A 19,372-nucleotide genomic window follows, 5' to 3' on the forward strand; every position below is an offset into this window, starting at 1 on the left:
TCGAAGGGGGCGCCGGGCTCGACGCCGGGCTCGGAGGCACCGCGGGCGCCGCCGGACCCGGCTTGGGCGCGGGCGGGCGCGGAGCCGCCGGCTTGGGAGCCGCCGTGCCGGCACCCGGACCGGAGCCACCGCTGCTCGCGGGGGCCGGCCTGGGGGCGGCGGGACGCGGAGCCGAAGGCTTCTTCGACGCGACCCTCTTGTCCGCCGGCTTGGCGGACCCTGAATTCTGGAAAGCTTCTGTGAGTCTGCGAACGACTGGCGCCTCTATCGTCGAGGACGCTGACCGTACGAACTCGCCCATCTCTTGGAGCTTGGCCATGACGACCTTGCTCTCAACACCGAACTCTTTGGCGAGTTCGTAAACCCGGACCTTGGCCACTGCACTCCCTAACTCGGTCCGGGGGTGCGGCCTCCGGACCGTCGCTAACTTGCCGTACTCATCGCGGCGTGCTCATCGAGCGCTCATAGCAATCTCGACCTGCTCTCCGACTAGACGTCGCTTACCGTTCGGCCATCCTGCTGCTGCGCGGCGAGTGCCGCAAGCCGGTCTCGAAGCACACTCGTGTCGAGCGGCCCCGCCAGGCGGAAGGCCCGGGGGAACACCCGACGACGCTCTGCGAGCTCCAGACATCCCGGGTCGGGGTGCACATAGGCACCTCGGCCCGGCTGCCGCCCGCGAGGATCGGGGACGATGACGCCCTCGACCACCACGAGGCGCAGCAAGTCGGACTTGGCCGTACTAACCCGGCAGCCCACACACGTGCGTCGTGGGACCGCCCGGCCACATGACATGAGTCTACCGCGCCGAGGCGTCGGCAGGTCCTGTCGCATGGTCTCCTGATGTAGTTGATCCTGTTTCGCCGGACTCCGCAACCTTCGAGGTGGAAGGCTCGGCCGGTCGTTCCGCGGCTGGCTCGGCCGGCTGCTCGGTATCGGACCGGATGTCAATGCGCCATCCGGTCAGGCGGGCGGCCAGGCGGGCGTTCTGCCCCTCCTTGCCGATCGCCAGCGACAGCTGGTAGTCCGGCACGATCACGCGGGCCACCCGGGCGTCGGCGTCGACGACCTCGACGCTGGTGACGCGGGCCGGGGACAGCGCGTTCCCGACGAACTCGGCCGGCTCGTCCGACCAGTCCACGATGTCGATCTTCTCTCCGTGCAGCTCGTGCATCACGTTGCGGACGCGGCTGCCCAGCGGGCCGATGCAGGCGCCCTTGGCGTTCACGCCCTGCTTGCGCGACCGGACCGCGATCTTGGTGCGGTGCCCGGCCTCGCGCGCGATGGCCGCGATCTCCACGGTGCCGTCGGCGATCTCCGGGACCTCCAGCGCGAACAGCTTGCGCACGAGGTTGGGATGGGTCCGGGAGAGCTGCACCGAGGGGCCGCGGTGGCCCTTGCGGACCTGCACCACGTACGCCCGCAGCCGCTCGCCGTGCTCGTAGGACTCGCCCGGGACCTGCTCCTGCGGCGGCAGGATCGCCTCGATCTTGCCGAGGTCGACCAGCACGTTCCGCGGATCCTTGCCCTGCTGGATGATCCCGGAAACGATGTCCCCCTCACGTCCGGCGTACTCACCGAACGTGAGCTCGTCCTCGGCGTCCCGCAGCTTCTGCAGGATCACCTGCTTGGCCGTGGTCGCCGCGATACGACTGAAACCCTCGGGGGTGTCGTCGTATTCCCGGACCGCGGCGCCCTCGTCGTCGGCCTCGGTCGCCCACACGGTCACGTGGCCGGTCGCACGGTCCAGTTCGACCCTCGCCTTCGGAGCGGCCCCCTCCGTCCGGTGGTAGGCGATGAGCAGCGCGTCTTCGATCGCCTTGACGGCGACCTCGAGCGAGATGTCCTTCTCGCTCTCGAGGCTGCGCAGGGCGGTCATGTCGATGTCCACGAGGTTCCCCCCTCTAGTCCGGCTCAGCCGGAGAACGCGTTTCCTCGGCCTCGTCGGCGGGCGCCCCGGAATCGCCCGCGTCACCCGCGTCGGTCGCGTCGCCGTGCCGGCGGAATTCCACCTGCACCCGGCCACGTCCCAGCTCGTCAAGGCCGAATCGGCGTCTGGTCGTCTTCGGGCCTTTGGGGCCGCCCGGCCCCTTGCCCTTCCCTGCGCCCTGAGCCTTGCCCGAGCCCTTGCCTGCGCCCTTGCCCTTGGCGACGACGTCCAGGACGACCGCCGTCTCGTCGGCCTCCACCACGCGGCCCTCGATCTGGCCGCCCGCGGTGAGCGGTGCCACGACCAGCCGGCCGACGGCACGGCGCCAGTGCCGCGGCTCGGTGAGCGGCCGGTCCACGCCGGGCGACGTCACCTCGAGCACGTACGGCGACGTGCCCATGACGTTGGAGCCGTCGAGGAGATCGGAGGCCGTCTGGCTGAGCGTCGCGACGTCGTCGAGGCTCACGCCGCCGTCGGCGTCCACGACGATCTTGACCAGGCGCCGCCGTCCGGCGGGCCGCACGTCGACCTCTTCCAGATCGAAGCCCGCCTCGGCCACCGCGGGCTCCAGCAGCGCGATGAGCGCGCTGACGGCCTGATCGCGGGACGGCCGGCCGTCGGAGCTCCGCTGAGCGCTGCCACCGCCTGACTCGACGCTCATGGGACCTCCTCATGTAGTTCTGAAACCGTCGCGTATCCGTTGTCTCCTCAAGACTATCGACAGCCGGACACCTCAGAGGTCTTTCGGACAGCTCACCGGCGCGCCGGGTATGGAATGCTTGAGCTGGCCTGATGGGCGGACGACCCGCTGCGGGCCGCCGGCACCATGTTCTGGGGGCGATCACGGGCCCCGCGACCCTCGGTGAGGAGACACCCTTGCCAGCAGGCACCGGGCCGTCACGGCGGGCCGTCCTGGGCGGGACAGCCCTGATCGCGCTGCCGGCGCTGTGCGGCTGCTCCGGCGACGACCCGGCTCGCGCCGCCCCGCCCGGCCCGGACGTCGCCGTGCTGTCCGGTGCCATCGGAGCCGAGCAGGATCTGATCGCGCGGTACGAGGCCGCCCGCGGCGCCCACCCCTCGCTGGCCGGGCACATCGATGTGGCCGTCGCCCATCATCGCGATCATCTGGCGGTGCTGCGGCGGCACTACGTTCCGGGATCCGGCAGGCAGGCGGACGATTCGGCCACCATGCCGCCCACCCTGCCGGCCACCGTGCCGGCCACCGTGCCGGCCACCGTGCCGGCCACCGTGCCGGCCACCGTGCCGGCTCCCAGCCCCCAGCAGGTGTCCGGCAGCCCTGCCACAGTCCTGGCCGGCCTGCGCACCGCCGAAGTCCAGACCGCAGCCAGGTATGCGGCGGACGCAGGCAAGTCGGCCCCTGGGCTGGCCCAGTTGCTGGCCTCGCTGGGCGCCTGTTCCGTGGGTCATTCCGGCATGTCCAGTTCCGATATCTCCAGCGTCGCAAAGAAGAAGGCAACCCCATCTACCGCCGCCTTGCCTCCTGCACGCGGATTCACTCTGGAGGCGCTGCAGTCCGCCTTGGCCACCGAGCATGCGGCCGTCTACGGCTACGGAGTCGTGGGGGCACGGCTCACCGGCGGTGCGCACGAGGCCGCACGAACGTACTGGAACGCCCACCGCGATCAACGTGACGCCCTGATGGCGCACCTCACCGCCCGCCAGGCCACACCTGCGGCGGCCGCGGCCGCCTACAAGCTGCCGGTACGGGTGGCCTCCTCCCGCAGCGCCGCCCAGCTCGCGGCGAGGCTCGAAGACGATCTCACCGTCGCCTATGTGGGCCTCGCCGGAGCCCAGGACGCCCAACTCCGCGATCAGGCCGCCCGCGCCGCGCAGGAGGCGATGGCCCGCGCGGTCCGGTGGCGGACGACCGCCGGTGTGCCGGCGAGCCACGCCGCGTTCCCAGGCCTTCCCGCCTCGGCCCTCTCCCCCAGGCCCCGGCCCGGCGGCTGATCCAGCAAACGTTGATTATCGTGGCAAACGCTGATAATTGCGGTAAACACTGATAATTCTTGTAGGCGAGTAAGGAGTGGGACTGTGGCCCAGGACCCTGGTTTCGCACGGCACATGTGGCACCAGCTTGAGCCGGTGCACGCGCTGTTCTGGTACGCGCCGGAGGTGTTCGGCGAGGCCAAGGCACTCGGTTTCGACATCGACGCGCGGTGGCCGAGTTACTTCGCGTGGCGTTCGGCCCCTCTCGGCGCCGCCGGCCCCGAGCAGGTGGCCTCCGCGTTCTACAGCTTCAGCCCGCGCATGGTCGCCGAGCACGTCCCCGCCGCCTGGACTATCGCCCCGCCTGACCAGATCCTGGCCGCACGGCTGCGGGCCGTGGACCGCATGTACCGCTCCCTGCCGGGCATCAAGGTCGACAGCGCGGAGATCGCCAAGGCGGCCGGGCTGGCGCGCGCGGCGGCCGAGGCGGCGAACACCGCGGGCCGCCCGATCGCCGCCGCCAACGCCGGCCTGACCTGGCCGGACGAGCCGCCCCTCGTCCTCTGGCACGCCATCAACATCCTTCGCGAACACCGTGGTGACGGCCACGTCGCAGCCTTGCTGACCGCCGGCCTCGATCCCGCCGAGGCCCTGGTCTCGTTCGCCTCGATCGGGGCGGCCCCCGTCGAGACGTTCTCCAGCCGCGGCTGGACCGCGGAGGAATGGCAGGCCGCCCAGGACCGGCTCGCCTCGCGCGGCCTGGTCGACGCCGACGGCCAGGCCACCGACAAGGGCCGCGAGCTGCGCGACTCCGTCGAACGCCTTACCGACGACCTTGCCATCGCCCCGTGGGAGGCCCTCGGCCAGGACAAGGCCGAGCGCCTCGCCGAGCTCACCCTGCCGATCCTCATCGCCAACCTGGAAACGGGCCTGCTGCCCGCGACCAACACCCTCGGCATCGGCAAAGTACAAGCCCCCGCACGCTGAGACGTTCAGCGAGTCCAGGCGTCGATGTGGGTGAGGAGATCGGCGAGGTCGCTGATGGTGGCGTCAGGCACGGCCCCGTCCCAGGCGGGGACGGTGGAGTTGGGGATGAGGACCGCGCGCATGCCGGTGGACTTCGCGCCATGGATGTCGTCGTAGGGGCGGTCGCCGACGAAGACGCACCGGGAGGGGTCCGTGGCGCCGATGGCGTCCATGGCGGCCCGGAAGGCCTTGGCGTGCGGCTTGGTCCAGGGAATCTCGCTGGAGTAGACCGCGCCGTCGAGGAGGCCGAGCACTCCGTCGCGTTCGAAGATGCGCTCATGCCACTCGCGTGACCACATCGTGTTGGACAGGACGCCCACCTTGATGCCGCGTCCCCGCAGCTCACGCAGGAGCGGAGGGGCGGCCGGGTCGATCCAGGTGTGCGGCGTCCACGTCTCGTAGTGGGTGGCGAGGATCGCCTCGGTGGCCTCGACGCCCGCCAGCGCGTAGAGCTCGCCGATGGTCGCGCTGCGATGCTCCTCCTTGCCGCGCCGCCACAGCTCGAGCTCGGCGTCGACGAGCGCGGTGGCGGCGCGTTCGACCTGGTCGGCGTCCAGATGCGCGGCGCAGATCCGGCGCCAGAGGTCGGCGAGCTCGACATCGTGCCACGGGGTCAGCGTGCCGCCCCAGTCGAAGATCACAGCGTCAACGGTCATGCCCCGGATCGTAACCATGCGGTCGTGGGGCGCTCTGCTCAAGACGCACCCGTTCGCTTAAGGTGCGCCCCTTCGGGAAGGGCCCCTGCCAGGACAACAGCTGACCATGGAGGGGGCCATGTCCGACTACATGCCCGAACGCGATCCGCGAGACAACATCGACGACATGGGCGATGACGAGCAGGTCGACGACATCGCCTTGGCCGAGGAGTACGTGGAGAGCCCGCCGCCCACAGTCACCGAGGAGAACGAGGGCTCGGTCGGCATCACCGACTACGAGCGGGAGACGTCCCGGCGCGGGTCGGGCCCGTTCCCGCCGCCCGAGGAAGCGGCGGAGGAGGCGGCCCTGCACGAGGAGGACGACCGTACGACGTGACGGGGATCACTTTTCGATTCTGACGCCTTGGGAGGGGAATGCCTTTACCCAGACGGGGGTTGCCCTGAGCGAGCGAGCTTGCGAGGTGACCAGGACATGGCTGAGATCGACGTGCCTCTTCGGACTCCTGCCGCACGCTCGTGGCTCAAGCGTCATCGTGGTCTCGTCGTCCAGCTCGCGATGCTCTCGTTCGCCATCGGCTTTCTCGTCGCGCTGCGCGGCCATTTTCCCGACCTCGGCGCCATGTGGGCCGCGGCCCGCAGGGCCGAGCCTGCATGGCTGGTGCTCGTCGTCGTCGCCTCGGCCGGCTCCATGGCGGCCTTCGCGAGGCTGCAACGGCGCCTGCTGAGGATCGGCGGGGTCCGCATGTCGCTGCGTCGCGCGTTCGCTGTGACGTACGCGGGCAACGCCCTGTCGACCACGCTCCCGGGCGGACCCGCGGTGAGCGTCGTCTACACGTTCCGCCAGTTCCGGCGCACCGGCGCCTCCCCGCAGCTCTCGACGGCGGTGATCCTGGTGGGCGGGATCATCACCACCAGCGCATACACCGTCATCGGCCTGGTCGCCCTGCTCGCCGATCCGCACGCCCGTGGCCCGGCGCTGATGGCGCTGTCCATACCCGCCGTGCTCATCCTCGCGCTCCTGGTGGCGCTCAGCCGGCCCGCGTCGCGTGCGCGTCTCGCCGGGCCGCTCACCCGGATCGGCGGAGCGGTCCTGGCGCATCGCCGGGTCGCGCCGTACGCCGACCGGCTGCGGGAAGGCAGGGACGCCCTGCGCCCGTCCCTCCGGGACTGGGCCGCACTGGTCATGCTGGCGACGCTCAACTGGGCGTTCGACATCCTGGCCCTGATCGCGGCGGCCCGTGCCGTCGGCATCGACGTCCCTCCGCACGCCGTGACGCTGGCCTACTTCGCCGCGCAGGCGGCGGGCAGCCTGCTGCCGCTGCTCCCGGGCGGCATCGGCGCGATCGAGAGCAGCATGGCCGCATCGCTGGTCGCGCTGGGCGCGACCCTGGCCCCGGCGGGCGCCGCCGTCGGGCTCTACCGGCTTTTCTCGTACTGGGCCGTGGTGACGGTCGGCTGGCTGGCGTGGGTCGCCCTGCACGAGGGGCCGCGCCTGTCCGAGCGCACCAGGCAGCGGCTCGCCGCGACCGGCCGCGCCACACTGGCGGGCCTGACGTCGGTCGCGTTCACCACGCCCTACGCCGTGTCGCCCGCCCCCGGGCCCCGGCCGCGCAACACCTGACACGCGACACCTGCCTCGCACAACACCTGCCTCGCACAACACCTACAGGCGCCCTTCACCCCGGTCGGTGACTTGTTGCCGTGGTTCCCTGCTGCTAATCTCCCAAGCGAGCGCTTGGTCACAATCACGGCAGCAGAGCACCATCAATAACCGGAGGCGCGATGACGTCCCTACGGGTCAGCCTTGGCTACGAACTCGAGGTGCGCGGGCGGTCCCGCGACGTGGAAAGGCGGGCTTTCGAGAACGTCATGGACCAGGTCGTCCTGGCCGACGAGCTCGGTTTCGACACCGCGTGGTTCGTGGAACACCACTTCACCCGGGGCTTCTCGCACTCCTCCGCACCTGACCTGGTGCTCGCGGGCATCTCGCAGCGGACCGAGCGGATTCACCTCGGCCTCGGCGTGGTGCTGCTGCCGTTCCAGTCCCCGATCCGGACCGCCGAACGGGTCGCCACGCTGGACGTGATCAGCAATGGCCGGGTGGAGTTCGGCACCGGGCGCGGCGCCTCCCCGCTGGAGTACCAGGCCTTCCAGAAGCCCTTCGAGCAGTCGCGCCGGCTGTGGGAGGAGTCGCTGGAGGCGGTGCTGGCGATCTGGAACGCCGACGGCGAGCCGATCACCCGTTCCAGCGACCATTTCGAGATCCCGAACGTCGCGGTCTACCCCCGCCCGGTCCAGGAGCCGCACCCGCCGGTCTGGGTCGCCTCCACCTCGCTGGAGGGTTACCTGGCGGCGGCCAAGCAGGGCTACAACCTGCTCGGCATGACGATGCTCAAGGGGCTCGACGACGTCGCCGAGGACATCGCCAAGTACAAGCAGTGCCTCGCCGACAACGGCTTCGACCCCGCGTCGCGGCGGATCGCGCTGATGATCCCCTGGTACGTGGCGCCGACCCAGCAGGAGGCCGTCGACACCGCCGCCGACGCGGTGCTCTGGTACCTGCGCCGCCAGATCAACCTGGTCGCGCCGCCGGACTACACCGACGCCCGGCACGCCACCCACCGCGTCCTCGGCCAGCAGGCCGTCGGCATGCCGCCCGAGGAGGCCATGCAGGTCCTGCGGGACCAGCACATGGTCGTGATCGACGACGTCGAGGGCTCGCGCAAGGCCGTCGAGCGCATCCAGGCCGCGGGCGCGACCGACCTCATCCTCCAGGCCCAGGTCGGCGGGCTCGCCCACGAGCACGTCTGCAACTCGATGAAGCTCTTCATGCAGGAGGTCATGAAGTGACGTCGTGGATCACCCGGGAGACCTTCCCGGCCGGCCGCGCCGCCGCGGGCCTCCTGCACGTCTCCCCGGAAGGCGACCTGGTCGCCCCGCTCTCCGCCGCCGACCGCACGACCGCGCTCGAACTGGCCGCCGCGACCCTGCGCGCGGCGGGGATCGGCGAGTCCGACCGCGTCGTCGTCGCGCTGAACAACGACGGCGAGCCCGCCGGATCGCTGATCGCGGAGGCCGCAGCCGAGGTCGCCCAGGCCGCCGCGTCGGTCGGGGCCCGCGGACGGATGCGCCTGCACACCGCGCTGGAGAAGGTACGCGCCACGACGCTCGTCATCACCCCGACCGGGGCGATGGACTTCCTGGCCCGGCTGCACCTGGAGTTCCTGCTCGACCCGCTCGACCTGGAGCTGCGGCACATCCTGCTCGTCGGCGAGATCCCCTCCCCCAACACCTACGCGCAGCTCGCCTCCGAGTTCGAGGCGTCGGTGCGGGAGCTCTACGCCGACCCGTTCTTCGGCGTCCCGATCGCGCAGCGCACTGCCGCTGACGCCGCGTACACCCCGGTCCGCGAGGGGCTCCTCGGCCTCGCGCCACTGGACAAGGACGCTTCTCTGGACGCCCCGTACACCGAGGGACTGGCCGAGCTCGTCGTCACGCCCGCCTGGCACTCGACCCTCGGCGACGCCACCCTGCGCACCGGCCAAGCCGTGCGGCTCGCAGGCGGCGAGGACGGCGTGCCGGCACCGGCGCACACCGTCGGCGAACACGTCCTGGTCCGGGGCCGCTGGTTGTCGATCCCCAAGGTGGCCGCGGCGCTCACCCGCATCGACGGCGTCACCCACTGGGATCTGCGGGTCACGCGCGAAGGCACCCTGGACGCCGCCGCGCTGCACATCACGTTCGGCCGTGACTCCCTCATCAAGAACCCGATGTGGAAGTCGCGGATCGTCCAGGCGCTCTACGCGATCACGCCGATCTCCATCGAGGTCGTCATCGAACCCGAGGTCTCCGAGGAGCGGCGGCCCGGCACCGTCACCGACGAGCGCGGCCACCACCTCGGCCGCGACCGCGCACACCCTGCCTGAAGAACCGGCCTAGAGAGCCTGCCTATGAACCGGCCTAGAGACCCCGGGAGGGCGTGATGGATCTGCAGCCGGTACCCGGCTGGGGGACGATCCCGCGGATGTTGCGGGACCAGGCGGCGAAACACGGCGACGTCGAGGTCGTCGTCGCGGGCGACACCCGGCTCACGCTGGCCGGGCTGGCGCACGCGGCGGGCGAGGTCGCGCGCGGCCTGCTGGCCCTCGGCGTCGCTCCGGGCGACCGGGTCGCGGTGTGGGCGCCCAACACGCCCGACTGGGTGGTGGCCGCGTACGGGATCTGGGACGCGGGCGCGATCATCACGCCCCTGTCCACGCGTTTCAAGGGCATCGAGGCCGCCGATCTGCTGCGCAAGGTCGGCGCCAAGGTGCTGCTGGTGGCCGAGGGCTTCATGGACACCTCCTACCTCGGCATGCTCGCGGACACCTGCGGCTCCCCCGAAGGCGACCGTCCGTTCGGTGGGCTTCCCGACCTCAAGCATGTCGTCGTGCTGGGGAACGGGTCGTTCGCCGGGCGGGCGGGCGTTGGCTCGTGGCAGGACTTCATCACCGGCGGCGAGGCGGTCTCCCCGGAGGCGGCCGAGGAACGGGCCCTCTCGGTCGGCCCGGACGACCTCGCCGAGATCATGGCGACGTCAGGCACGACCGGCAAGCCCAAGGGCGTGATGCTCCACCACGTCCAGCTGCTGCGCGGCTACTGGGACTGGGCGGAGCTCGTCACCCTGCGGGAGGGCGACCACTATCCGATCATCGCGCCGTTCTCACACGGGTTCGGGATCAACGCGGGCCTGCTGGCCTGCGTGCTGCGCCGCGCCACGATGATGCCGATCGCGCTGTTCCAGCCGGGCGAGCTGATGGACCTCATCGAACGCAACCGGATCAGCGTCCTCGCCGGGGCGCCTCCGATGTTCTTCAAGATTCTGGACGAGCTGGACGGCCGGGACGTGTCGTCCCTCCGCGTGCTCATCTGCGGAGCGGCGGCGGTCCCGCCCGAGCTGATCCGGCGCCTGGTCGACCGGGTGGGCATCGAGCGCATGATCAACGCGTACGGCCTCATGGAGGGCACCGTCGTCTCGATGACCCGGCCGGAGGACCCGGTCGAGGTGATCGCCGGGTCCACGGGCCGCGCCGTGCCCGGTGTGAGCGTGCGGATCGTGGACGACGAGGGCAAGGACCTGCCGGCCGGCGAGGCGGGCGAGATCCTCGTCGGCGGGTACGGCGTCATGCGCGGTTACTGGCAGGACCCGGAGCGGACGGCCGAGGCGGTCGACGCCGAGGGCTGGCTGCACACCGGCGACATCGGCACGCTGGACGACGACGGCAACATCTCCATCGTCGACCGGAAGAAGGAGATGTTCATCGTCTCCGGCTTCAACGCCTACCCGGCCGAGATCGAGGGGCTCCTGCTGCGCTGCCCCGGCGTGGCCCAGGTCGCGGTCATCGGCGTGCCCGACGAACGGCTGGGCGAGGTCGGCTGGGCCTACGTCGTCCCCCAGCCCGGCTCGGAGGTCTCTCCCGACACCGTCATCGCGTGGGCGAAGGACAACATGTCCAACTACAAGGTCCCCCGCAAGGTGACGCTCGTGGACGCCCTGCCGGTGAACGTCAACGGCAAGATCGACAAGCTCGTCCTGCACGCCCGCGCCGCCGAGGAGCGCTGAGACTCAGCACGGCGATTCAGCACGGCGATTCAGCACGGCGATTCAGCACGGCGATTCAGCACGGCCGCCAGTGGACGACGGTCGTCTCGTCGTCCACGTCCACGAAGACCGCCTCGACCGGGAGGCCCGGCCGGAGGTCCTCGGCGTCGCCGTCCACGAGGTTGCCGTACATCAGCAGGTCGTCGCCCTCGTCCAGCCGGACGAGCAGCACCGGGAACGGCACCTCGTCGGCCATCGACCGCATGAAGACCTGATGGTTGACGATCCAGCTGTAGACCTTGGCCCTGCCCTGGACCGGCACCCACTCGTACGACCGGCACCGGCAGCGGTTGCAGATCGCGCGGGCGGGGAATCGCAGCGTCCCGCAGTCCTCGCACCGCTGCACGATCAGCTCGTGGCGCCGCACCGCCGCCCACCACGGCGCGGAGTCCCGGTCCGCCTCCGGCCGCGGACGCTGGCCAAGACTCATGTGTCGCTCCTGAGGATCAGCGCCGAGGTGCCGGCGAGGACGTATCCGGGCTGGGCGGTCGACAGTGCCACCTCGGCGCCGTCCACCTGGCGGTCACCGGCGTCGCCGCGCAGCTGGGCGACCGCCTCGGCGATGTGGTTGATGCCGTGCACGTATCCCTCGGACAGGAAGCCGCCGTGGGTGTTGACGGGCAGCGTGCCGTCCAGGGCCGTGGCGCCGGACTCCACGAACGGGCCGCCCTCGCCCTTCTCGCAGAAGCCGTAGTCCTCCAGTTGCACGAGGACGGAGTAGGTGAAGCAGTCGTAGAGCTCCGCCACGTCGATGTCGCCGGGCCCGACGCCCGCCATGGCGTAGAGGCGCGGCGCCATGCGCGCGGCTTCCGTCACGGTGAAATCCGTCCCGTACGCCGCGCTCCCGGCCCCGGAGAAGAAGGAGTCGCCTCCTCCCCATACCGCGCCTGAGACGAGCACAGGCGTGCGCCTGAGGTCGCGGGCGCGTTCGCGCGAGGTGACGACGACGGCGCAGGCGCCGTCGGTCTCCAGGCAGCAGTCGAGCATCCGCAGCGGCTCGGCGATCCAGCGGGAGGCGAGGTAGTCGTCGAGCGTGATCGGGTCGCGCTTGAGCGCCCGCGCGTTCTTGACCGCGTTGGCCCGCTGCTGGACCGCGATCTGGCCGAACTGCTCGTGCGTGGTGCCGTAGGCGTTCATGTGCGCCCGTGCGAACATCGCGAACTGCTGCGGCGGCGCGAAGTACCCGTACGGCGCCTGATACTGCATGTCGAAGATCGGCGCCGGGGCCCGTCCCGTACCGCCCATCCGGAACTCCGAACGCGCGTTGATGGCGCGGTAGCAGACCACGGTCTCGGCGACCCCGGCCGCGACCGCCATGGCCGCCTGCCCGATCACCGAGTGCGAGACGCTGCCGCCGCCGAACTGGTCGAGGTACCAGGACACCTCCGGCACGCCGAGCGCGGGCGCCACCACCCACGGCGGCGTCGAGTCGCCCACCCGGTGCGTGGCGAGCCCGTCCACCTCGTCCACGGCCAGTCCGGCGTCCTCCAGCGCCGCGAGGATCGCGTCGACCGCCAGCGTCAGCGTGGAGACCCCGGAGTCCTTGCTGAACGGGGTGTAGCCGACTCCGGCGATCGCCGTCCGGTCCCGAAAGCTCCCCACACGCCCTCCCTTAGCCGAGCAAGCGCTTGGCCGCGACACTGCCCCGACTCTACTCAACGGCGCCCGGATCGGTCCAGGGACCTAGGCCGAGCGGGACTTTGGACCGATTTCGGCCTGGATCGGAATCAACGGGGCGACCTGTGCCTTTGAATGGCTGTGGACGACGGGAGACCCGGTTCGGCTTGACACCCGGAACCGCGCCGCCCTATCGTCCAAGCAAGCGCTTGGCTAAGAGAAGGGTTGGATCACATGGCCGACGGAGCGACCGCAGCCGCCGCCTTCGTGCGTGATTCCACCCAGCGCCCCTCGGGCCAGGGAGTGGAAGGCCGCATGCAGGGATCCCCCAACGGCTCCACCGGAGCCCCGGTGACCGACATCGACGGCGCCCGGTTCCGGTCGGTGCTGGGCCGCTTCGCCACCGGGGTGGTCGCCATCACGGCGATCGACACCGAGTCCGGCCGCCCCACCGGGCTGGCCGCCAACTCGTTCACCTCGGTCTCGCTGGACCCGCCCCTGGTGGCCTTCTGCGTGGCGCACACCAGTACGACCTGGCCGCTGCTGCGCGGCGCCGACCGGCTCTGCATCAACATCCTGAGCGAGCCGCAGATGGAGGTCTGCAAGCAGCTGGCGATCAAGGGCGGTGACAAGTTCGCCAACATCGACTGGACCGAGTCGCCGAACGGCAGCCCGGTCATCGAGGGCGCGCTGGCCTGGATCGAGTGCGAGGTCGAGAGCGAGTACGTCGCCGGTGACCATGTGATCGTCGTGGCCCGGGTGCACCACCTCGACAAGCACCACGACGGCGACCCGCTGCTGTTCTACAAGGGCGGCTACGGCCGCTTCGACGGCTAGGCCAGGCGGAACGGACCGCTCAGACGCTTAGACGCGGCTCTCTTCGGGGGAACGCAGGCGCGCGAGGACCTCCACGGGGTCCGCGAGGACATCCGCGAAGGCGAACTCGGCGGCGCCCACCAGGGTCGCGTCGTCGCCGAGCTCGGCGGTGCGCAGTTTCACATTCTCCCGCGGGGCGCTCAGCGCGTTGGTCGCGAGGGCGCTGCGCACCTGGGCCGCCGAGCCGAGGTAGATGTCGCGCAGGGTCCCGCCGAAGACGACCATTCCCGGGTTGAAGATGTTGACCAGGTTGGCGACGCCCCGGCCCAGCCAGTCGCCCACCCTGTGCAGCGCGTCGCGCGCCTGGACGTCCCCGCGGTCGGCGGCGTCGACCACCGCGCGGATCGCGTCCCGGCCGCTGACGTCGGGCGACTCGGCGCGGCCCGCGTAGGCGAGCAGGGTCCGCTCCCCCACCTCGGCCTCCAGGCAGCCGCGCGCGCCGCAGCCGCACAGCCGCCCGCCGGGGTTGACCACCATGTGGCCGATCTCGCCGCCGTAGCCGTCCTGGCCGCCGAGCAGGCGCCCGCCGACGACGATCCCGCCGCCGAAACCCACGTCGCCGTGCAGGTAGATCAGGTCGTCGCAGCCGATGCCGACGCCGCGCACATGCTCGGCAAGCGCACCCAGGTTGGCGTCGTTGCAGACCGCGACCGGCAGGCCGAGCCCGAGCCGCCGCGACAGCGCGTCGCCCAGCGACACGTCGCCCACCTCGAGGTTGGGCGCGAACCTGATGACGTCGTCGGAGCGCCGCACCGTGCCCGGAAAGGCCATCGCCGCGCCGACGCAGACCGCGTCACGGCCGGCCTTGCGCGTGAGCGCACGGGCCGCTCCGGCCAGCGCGCCGACCGTCTCGTTGGGGTCGAACTCACCGCGGGTGCGCGTTGCCTCGCGGCGGTCGAGAATCGTTCCGCCGAGCCCGACCCGGGCGACCGCGAGCCGGTCCACGCCGAGGTCGAACGCCAGCACGTACACGCGGGTGCCCTCGGGCCGCACCACCAGCGACGGGCGGCCGGCCCGCCGCCCGGGCCCGCGCGGCAGCTCCTCGCGGACCAGCCCGGCCGCGGTCAGATCGGCCGTGAGCGCCATGATCGTGCTGCGGTTGAGCCCCATGGCCTCGGCGAGCGTCGCGCGCGAGGACGGCCCGCGCAGGTGCACGAACCGCAGCAACGTGCCGAGATTGTGCCGCCGGATCTCCTCCGGCGACGGGCCCGCCTTCATCATCGCGCCAGTCCCAGCTCACCGCTGCGCCCGGTCGTGATCAGCTCGACCACCTGGGCATGGGTGACGGAGGCCGTCGGCACCTGGGCGACCATGCGGCCGAGATAGAGCACCGCTATGCGGTCGGAGACGGCGAAGACGTCGTTCATGTTGTGCGAGATCAGCACGACGGCCAGCCCCTTGTCGGCGAGCCGCCGGACCAGCTCCAGCACCTGCTGGGTCTGCGCGACGCCGAGCGCGGCCGCCGGCTCGTCCAGCACGATGACCCGGCTCTCCCAGAGCACCGCGCGGGCGATGGCGACGGTCTGCCGCTGGCCGCCCGACAATGACGCCACCGGCGTCCGCACCGACGTGACCGTGCGGACCGAGAGTCCGGCCAGCGTCGTGGTCGCCAGCTCCTCCATCCCGGCGTCGTCGAGGGCGAGGCCGCGGCGCCGTTCCCGGCCGAGGAACATGTTCTGGACGATGCTGAGGTTCTCGCAGAGAGCCAGGTCCTGGTGGACGATGTCGATGCCGAGATCGGCGGCCTCCCGGGGACTGTTCACCCGGACCGGCTCGCCCTGGAAGAGGAAGTCGCCCGCGTCCCACGGGTGGATGCCGCCGATGCAGTTGACCAGCGTCGTCTTGCCCGCACCGTTGTCGCCGACGAGCGCGGTGACCTCACCTGGGTACGCGGTGAACGCCACTTCGTGCAGAACTTTGACCGGACCGAAGCTCTTGTCGATTCCGCGCAGGTCCAAGAGAGGTGTCGCTGGCATTCCCGGGGGCTCCCACCGTGACGCGTCTCCGGCCAGGGAGAAGCGGTCGTGGTCGCTGAGCGTACCAGTCCTGTTCTCCCTGCCCGGAGTCGCGAACGGCATGTTCAACCCCCTGTGGGTGGCCGCTGGGCCCCTTCGTCTCAGCGTCCGGACGCCGAGCGCTGGCGGCGGGCCAGCGCGTCGATGCTCGCCGCGAGCAGCAGGACGCCACCGGTGATGAGCATGTTGAGGTAGGCCTTGGCGCCGAGCAGGCCGAGCCCGTTGGCGATGATCGAGACGACCAGGCCACCGAGGATGGCGTCGCGCGCCTTGCCCTTGCCGCCGAAGAGGCTGGTGCCGCCGATGACCGCGGCGCCGACCGCGAACAGCAGCTCGTTGCCGCCGCCGGAGGCGGTCGCGACCGAGTTGAGCCGGGACGCCGCCACGATGCCGCTGACCGCCGCGAGCGTGGACGCGATCATGAAGACGGACATCCGGAGCCGGGTCACGTTGATGCCCGCGCGCCGCGCCGCCTCGGCGTTGCCGCCGACGGCGTACAGGTGCCGCCCGTACGGCGTCCGGGACAGCACGAAGCTCGCGATGATGAACAGCACGGCGACCAGCAGCACACCCCACGGCACCCCGGCCACGGTGATCAGCGGGCTCGGCGCGCGGTCCCGGCTCAGCAGGAACGTGCCGAACAGCAGCGCCGCACCGACCACCGCGACCTGCCCGACGACCAGCTGGATCGGCCGCGCGGCCAGGTTGCGCTGGTGCTGCCGACGCCAGCGGCCCAGCTGCACGGCCGCATAGCCGGCGGTGCAGACCACGGCCAGGAGCCAGCCCGCCCAGATGGGCATGTTCTTGTTCGCCAGCGCGACCACGACGTCGTCGCGGACCGGGACGGTGCCGCCCTCACCGATGAGCCGCAGCGTGACACCCTGCAGGCCGAGGAAGAGCGCCAGCGTGACGACGAACGACGGGATGCGGATCACCGACACGAGCCAGCCGATCGCGCCTCCGATGACCAGGCCGGTGGCCAGCGCGGCGAGCACCGCCACGTACCAGGGCTGCTCCGCGTCGACCATCAGCTTGGCCATGACGGCCGCGCAGACGCCGCCGGTCACGCCGGCGGACAGGTCGATCTCGCCGAGCAGCAGGACGAAGATCAGTCCCATCGCCAGGATCGTCACCGGCAGCGCCTGGGTGAACAGGTTGGCGATGTTCTGCGAGCTCAGGAACGTCTCCGGGCGGAGTATCCAGAACAGCAGGATGAGCCCGCCCATGCCGAGGAGCGCGGGCAAAGCGCCGAGCTCTCCGCCTCGCAGGCGGGTCAGGTAGTCGCGCACAGCCGACCCCACGTCGTGCGCGCGGCGGTCGGCGGCGAAGTCCGAGTCCGCCAGCTTCACGGCGGCTCCCTTCGTGCCGTTGGGAGGTGCGGTGGATGGTGATGATTCCATGGACATGGGGCCCCGATCAGAGGTTCTCGGCCGCGGTCACGGGCGCCAGCCCGAGCTCGCCGGAGCGCCCGGCGGTGATCAGCTCGACCACCTGGCCGTGGGTGACCTCGGCGCGCGCCACGTCGGCCGCGACGCGGCCGAGGTAGAGCGCGGTGATCCGGTCGGCCACCTCGAAGACGTCGTTCATGTTGTGCGAGATCAGCACCACCGAGTGGCCGGTGTCGGCGAGCCGCCGCACCAGGTCGAGGACCTGGCGGGTCTGCGCGACGCCGAGCGCGGCCGTGGGCTCATCCAGGATGACGACCTTGGACTCCCACAGCGCGGCCTTGGCGATGGCGACGGTCTGCCGCTGCCCGCCGGACAGGCTCGCGACCTGCTGCCGCACGGACTTGACGGTGCGGACAGACAGCCGCGCGAGCGTCTCGCGGGCGGCCTGCTCCATCGAGTCCTCGTCCAGTACGACGCCCTTGGTGCGCTCGCGGCCCAGGAACATGTTCTGCACGATGTCGAGGTTGTCGGCCAGCGCGAGGTCCTGGTAGACGACCTCGATGCCGAGCGCCGCGGCGTCCCGGGGGCCGCTGATCGACACTTGGCGGCCCTCGAACTCGATGGTCCCCGAATCGATCGGGTGGATGCCCGCGATGCACTTGATCAGGGTCGACTTGCCGGCGCCGTTGTCGCCGACGAGGGCCGTCACCTGACCGGGACGCAGGGTGAAGTCCACGTCGTGCAGGACGTGGACGGCGCCGAAGCTCTTGTTGAGCCCGGTGATCCGGAGCACGGGAGTCTCGCCGCCCGGCGGGGTTCCGCCCCCGGGGGTGCCGCGCTCCGCGGGAGTACCGCTCTCGGCGGGGATGTCGTCGTCAGCGGGGATGCCGCCGTCGACGGGGCCGTGGTCTGCCACGCGATTGCCTCCTGGGGATTCGCCGGCCCGCGGCGGGGTCGCCGGGTCGCGTGCGGGGCGCGCCCCGGCGACCGCCACGGGTCAGCGAGGGGTCGTCACTGGATGCCGGCGGCCTTGCACTTGGCGGCGTACGCGCCCTTGCAAAGCTCTTCCTTCTTGACGAAGCCGTCCGTGACGACCTGCTTGATGTTCTCCTTGGTGACACCGATCGGGTTCAGCAGGACGGACGGGACGTCGCGCTTGCCGACGGTGTCCTTGGAGACGCCGTTGGTCTCGCCCTTCTGGCCGCTGAGCAGCGCGATGGCGAGCTTGGCGGCGGCGTCGGTCTCCTGCTTGATCGGCTTGTAGACCGTCATGCACTGGTTGCCGTCGAGGATGTTCTGCAGGCCCTCGATCGTGGCGTCCTGGCCCGTGACCGGCACCTTCCCGGCCTGGCCGTTCTTCTTCAGGATCGAGATGGCGGCGTTGCCCAAGCCGTCGTTCGCGGCCAGCACGCCGTCGATCTTGCCGCCCTTGTCGGTCCACATCTGCTCGAAGATGGTCGCGGCCTGCTGGTTGTCCCAGTCCGGCACGGCCTGCTCGGCGGTCTTGGTGTAGTTGGTGACCTTGTCGAGCACCGAGTGGGCGCCCTGCGCGAACAGGGTGGCGTTGTTGTCGGTCGGCGCGCCGTTCAGGTAGACGATGTTGGCCTTCTTGTCGCCCAGGCACTTCTGCAGGCCCTTGCCGAGCTCCTCGCCGACCTTCACGTTGTCGAACGAGACGTAGTAGTCGGCGACGCCGCCCAGGGCCAGCCGGTCGTAGTCGATGGTCTGGACGCCCTGCGCCTTGGCCTTGCGCTGGACGGCGGCGGCCGAGTTGGAGTCCAGGCCGTCGGTGATCAGGACGGTGACGCCGCTGGTGAGCATCTGGTCCGCGATCGTCTGGAAGCGCTGGGTGGAGCCTTCCGCGTTCTGGATGTCGTACTGGACGCCGGCGGCCTTGAAGGACTGCTCCAGGAAGGGCCGGTCGAAGCTCTCGTAGCGGGCGGAGGACTTGGTGTCCGGCAGGATCACACCGATCTTGCCCTTGGCCCCGGACTGCGCCGAGCCCTTGTCGCCGGAGTCGTCCCCGCAGGCGGTCAGCGTGAGTGCGGCCGCCACGGACACCGCGGTGAGGCTGAGGATCCCCTTGCGCATCTGCAAGGTCCTTTCTGGGTACGGCCACCCGCTGGTGACCGTGGAAGTTGACGGGGTGGGACATTCGGACGCGCGCCGCCGGTGAGCGAGATCACAAACTCAACGGCGAGAATGTTGTGACCCGCAACATATGTCGGCCTCGACGGTGCCGCCAAGACCCCATGGCGGCTAATTTGTTGTTAGCA

20 protein-coding genes are annotated in these 19,372 nt (G+C 70.9%); 8 read left to right on the top strand and 12 right to left on the bottom strand.

What is annotated here, in order from left to right; all coding sequences use genetic code 11:
• The 4 genes from F8566_RS39805 to rimP all read right to left on the bottom strand — a co-directional run.
• Window positions 1–379: translation initiation factor IF-2 N-terminal domain-containing protein (locus F8566_RS39805; RefSeq protein ID WP_192810098.1), on the bottom strand; the 379-nt coding region annotated here is incomplete at its 3' end.
• Between the two features lie 110 nt (window positions 380–489).
• Window positions 490–831 carry a YlxR family protein gene (locus tag F8566_RS39810; protein WP_318836470.1) on the bottom strand — a complete coding sequence of 114 codons (342 nt, stop codon included), beginning with the start codon at window positions 829–831 and terminating at the stop codon, window positions 490–492.
• Window positions 797–1,888, bottom strand: a complete 1,092-nt coding sequence (gene nusA, locus F8566_RS39815; protein ID WP_151567746.1) for a transcription termination factor NusA — start codon at window positions 1,886–1,888, stop codon at window positions 797–799. The genes F8566_RS39810 and nusA overlap by 35 nt, the downstream gene beginning before the upstream one ends.
• A 13-nt stretch (window positions 1,889–1,901) precedes the next feature.
• Window positions 1,902–2,588 (bottom strand): ribosome maturation factor RimP, encoded by a 687-nt coding sequence (gene rimP, locus F8566_RS39820; protein WP_151567748.1) that lies wholly within the window; start codon window positions 2,586–2,588, stop codon window positions 1,902–1,904.
• Between the two features lie 215 nt (window positions 2,589–2,803).
• Between rimP and F8566_RS51880 the strand changes: the two genes are divergently transcribed.
• Entirely contained in the window at window positions 2,804–3,898 is a 1,095-nt protein-coding gene (locus F8566_RS51880; RefSeq protein WP_225993939.1) for a ferritin-like domain-containing protein, read from the top strand.
• Window positions 3,899–3,982: 84 nt separating this feature from the next.
• On the top strand, window positions 3,983–4,864 hold the full coding sequence (locus tag F8566_RS39830) for an SCO6745 family protein (protein WP_151567750.1): 882 nt from the start codon (window positions 3,983–3,985) through the stop codon (window positions 4,862–4,864).
• Window positions 4,865–4,869: 5 nt separating this feature from the next.
• Here F8566_RS39830 and F8566_RS39835 read toward each other — a convergent pair whose 3' ends face one another.
• Window positions 4,870–5,559, bottom strand: a complete 690-nt coding sequence (locus F8566_RS39835) for an HAD family hydrolase (RefSeq protein ID WP_151567752.1) — start codon at window positions 5,557–5,559, stop codon at window positions 4,870–4,872.
• A gap of 118 nt (window positions 5,560–5,677) precedes the next feature.
• Between F8566_RS39835 and F8566_RS39840 the strand changes: the two genes are divergently transcribed.
• The 5 genes from F8566_RS39840 to F8566_RS39860 all read left to right on the top strand — a co-directional run bounded on the left by F8566_RS39840 (window position 5,678) and on the right by F8566_RS39860 (window position 11,161).
• Window positions 5,678–5,935 carry a hypothetical protein gene (locus F8566_RS39840; protein WP_151567754.1) on the top strand — a complete coding sequence of 86 codons (258 nt, stop codon included), beginning with the start codon at window positions 5,678–5,680 and terminating at the stop codon, window positions 5,933–5,935.
• A gap of 96 nt (window positions 5,936–6,031) precedes the next feature.
• Window positions 6,032–7,180, top strand: coding sequence for a lysylphosphatidylglycerol synthase transmembrane domain-containing protein (locus F8566_RS39845; protein ID WP_151567756.1), 1,149 nt, complete (start codon window positions 6,032–6,034; stop codon window positions 7,178–7,180).
• A 161-nt stretch (window positions 7,181–7,341) separates the two neighbouring features.
• Entirely contained in the window at window positions 7,342–8,409 is a 1,068-nt protein-coding gene (locus F8566_RS39850; protein WP_151567758.1) for an LLM class flavin-dependent oxidoreductase, read from the top strand.
• The gene (locus F8566_RS39855; RefSeq protein ID WP_151567760.1) at window positions 8,406–9,485 is read left to right on the top strand and encodes a phenylacetate--CoA ligase family protein; all 1,080 of its coding nucleotides are present in this window, start codon (window positions 8,406–8,408) and stop codon (window positions 9,483–9,485) included. The genes F8566_RS39850 and F8566_RS39855 overlap by 4 nt, the downstream gene beginning before the upstream one ends.
• A 56-nt stretch (window positions 9,486–9,541) precedes the next feature.
• Entirely contained in the window at window positions 9,542–11,161 is a 1,620-nt protein-coding gene (locus F8566_RS39860; protein ID WP_151567762.1) for an AMP-binding protein, read from the top strand.
• Window positions 11,162–11,216: 55 nt separating this feature from the next.
• Here the strand turns inward: F8566_RS39860 and F8566_RS39865 are convergent, their stop codons facing one another.
• Both F8566_RS39865 and F8566_RS39870 read right to left on the bottom strand, forming a co-directional pair.
• On the bottom strand, window positions 11,217–11,630 hold the full coding sequence (locus F8566_RS39865) for a Zn-ribbon domain-containing OB-fold protein (protein ID WP_151567764.1): 414 nt from the start codon (window positions 11,628–11,630) through the stop codon (window positions 11,217–11,219).
• A complete protein-coding gene (locus tag F8566_RS39870; protein WP_151567766.1) occupies window positions 11,627–12,802 on the bottom strand; it encodes a thiolase C-terminal domain-containing protein in 1,176 nt (391 codons plus the stop codon). Before F8566_RS39870 ends, F8566_RS39865 begins: the two co-directional genes overlap by 4 nt.
• Before the next feature lie 249 nt (window positions 12,803–13,051).
• On the opposite strand from F8566_RS39870, the gene F8566_RS39875 reads away from it, so the two are divergent.
• A complete protein-coding gene (locus F8566_RS39875; RefSeq protein ID WP_449693420.1) occupies window positions 13,052–13,654 on the top strand; it encodes a flavin reductase family protein in 603 nt (200 codons plus the stop codon).
• A gap of 27 nt (window positions 13,655–13,681) precedes the next feature.
• On the opposite strand, the gene F8566_RS39880 is transcribed toward F8566_RS39875, so the two are convergent.
• The 5 genes from F8566_RS39880 to F8566_RS39900 all read right to left on the bottom strand — a co-directional run bounded on the left by F8566_RS39880 (window position 13,682) and on the right by F8566_RS39900 (window position 19,187).
• On the bottom strand, window positions 13,682–14,911 hold the full coding sequence (locus tag F8566_RS39880) for an ROK family transcriptional regulator (protein ID WP_151568129.1): 1,230 nt from the start codon (window positions 14,909–14,911) through the stop codon (window positions 13,682–13,684).
• On the bottom strand, window positions 14,911–15,669 hold the full coding sequence (locus F8566_RS39885) for an ATP-binding cassette domain-containing protein (protein ID WP_151567768.1): 759 nt from the start codon (window positions 15,667–15,669) through the stop codon (window positions 14,911–14,913). Before F8566_RS39885 ends, F8566_RS39880 begins: the two co-directional genes overlap by 1 nt.
• A 140-nt stretch (window positions 15,670–15,809) precedes the next feature.
• Entirely contained in the window at window positions 15,810–17,057 is a 1,248-nt protein-coding gene (locus F8566_RS39890; RefSeq protein ID WP_225993940.1) for a sugar ABC transporter permease, read from the bottom strand.
• Between the two features lie 67 nt (window positions 17,058–17,124).
• Window positions 17,125–17,880 (bottom strand): ATP-binding cassette domain-containing protein, encoded by a 756-nt coding sequence (locus tag F8566_RS39895; protein WP_225993962.1) that lies wholly within the window; start codon window positions 17,878–17,880, stop codon window positions 17,125–17,127.
• Between the two features lie 227 nt (window positions 17,881–18,107).
• The gene (locus F8566_RS39900; RefSeq protein WP_151567772.1) at window positions 18,108–19,187 is read right to left on the bottom strand and encodes a sugar ABC transporter substrate-binding protein; all 1,080 of its coding nucleotides are present in this window, start codon (window positions 19,185–19,187) and stop codon (window positions 18,108–18,110) included.
• Window positions 19,188–19,372 lie beyond the last annotated feature (185 nt).

This window comes from Actinomadura rudentiformis, from assembly GCF_008923185.1.
Classification (GTDB): Bacteria; Actinomycetota; Actinomycetes; order Streptosporangiales; family Streptosporangiaceae; genus Spirillospora; species Spirillospora rudentiformis.

Excerpts from the sequence above, each read along its gene's own strand:
- F8566_RS39810 (WP_318836470.1), bottom strand. The coding sequence starts at position 831 with ATGCGACAGGACCTGCCGACGCCTCGGCGCGGTAGACTCATGTCATGT.
- rimP (WP_151567748.1), bottom strand. The coding sequence starts at position 2,588 with ATGAGCGTCGAGTCAGGCGGTGGCAGCGCTCAGCGGAGCTCCGACGGC.
- F8566_RS39835 (WP_151567752.1), bottom strand. The coding sequence starts at position 5,559 with ATGACCGTTGACGCTGTGATCTTCGACTGGGGCGGCACGCTGACCCCG.
- F8566_RS39840 (WP_151567754.1), top strand. The coding sequence starts at position 5,678 with ATGTCCGACTACATGCCCGAACGCGATCCGCGAGACAACATCGACGAC.
- F8566_RS39845 (WP_151567756.1), top strand. The coding sequence starts at position 6,032 with ATGGCTGAGATCGACGTGCCTCTTCGGACTCCTGCCGCACGCTCGTGG.
- F8566_RS39850 (WP_151567758.1), top strand. The coding sequence starts at position 7,342 with ATGACGTCCCTACGGGTCAGCCTTGGCTACGAACTCGAGGTGCGCGGG.
- F8566_RS39860 (WP_151567762.1), top strand. The coding sequence starts at position 9,542 with ATGGATCTGCAGCCGGTACCCGGCTGGGGGACGATCCCGCGGATGTTG.
- F8566_RS39865 (WP_151567764.1), bottom strand. The coding sequence starts at position 11,630 with ATGAGTCTTGGCCAGCGTCCGCGGCCGGAGGCGGACCGGGACTCCGCG.
- F8566_RS39875 (WP_449693420.1), top strand. The coding sequence starts at position 13,052 with ATGGCCGACGGAGCGACCGCAGCCGCCGCCTTCGTGCGTGATTCCACC.
- F8566_RS39880 (WP_151568129.1), bottom strand. The coding sequence starts at position 14,911 with ATGAAGGCGGGCCCGTCGCCGGAGGAGATCCGGCGGCACAATCTCGGC.
- F8566_RS39885 (WP_151567768.1), bottom strand. The coding sequence starts at position 15,669 with ATGCCAGCGACACCTCTCTTGGACCTGCGCGGAATCGACAAGAGCTTC.
- F8566_RS39900 (WP_151567772.1), bottom strand. The coding sequence starts at position 19,187 with ATGCGCAAGGGGATCCTCAGCCTCACCGCGGTGTCCGTGGCGGCCGCA.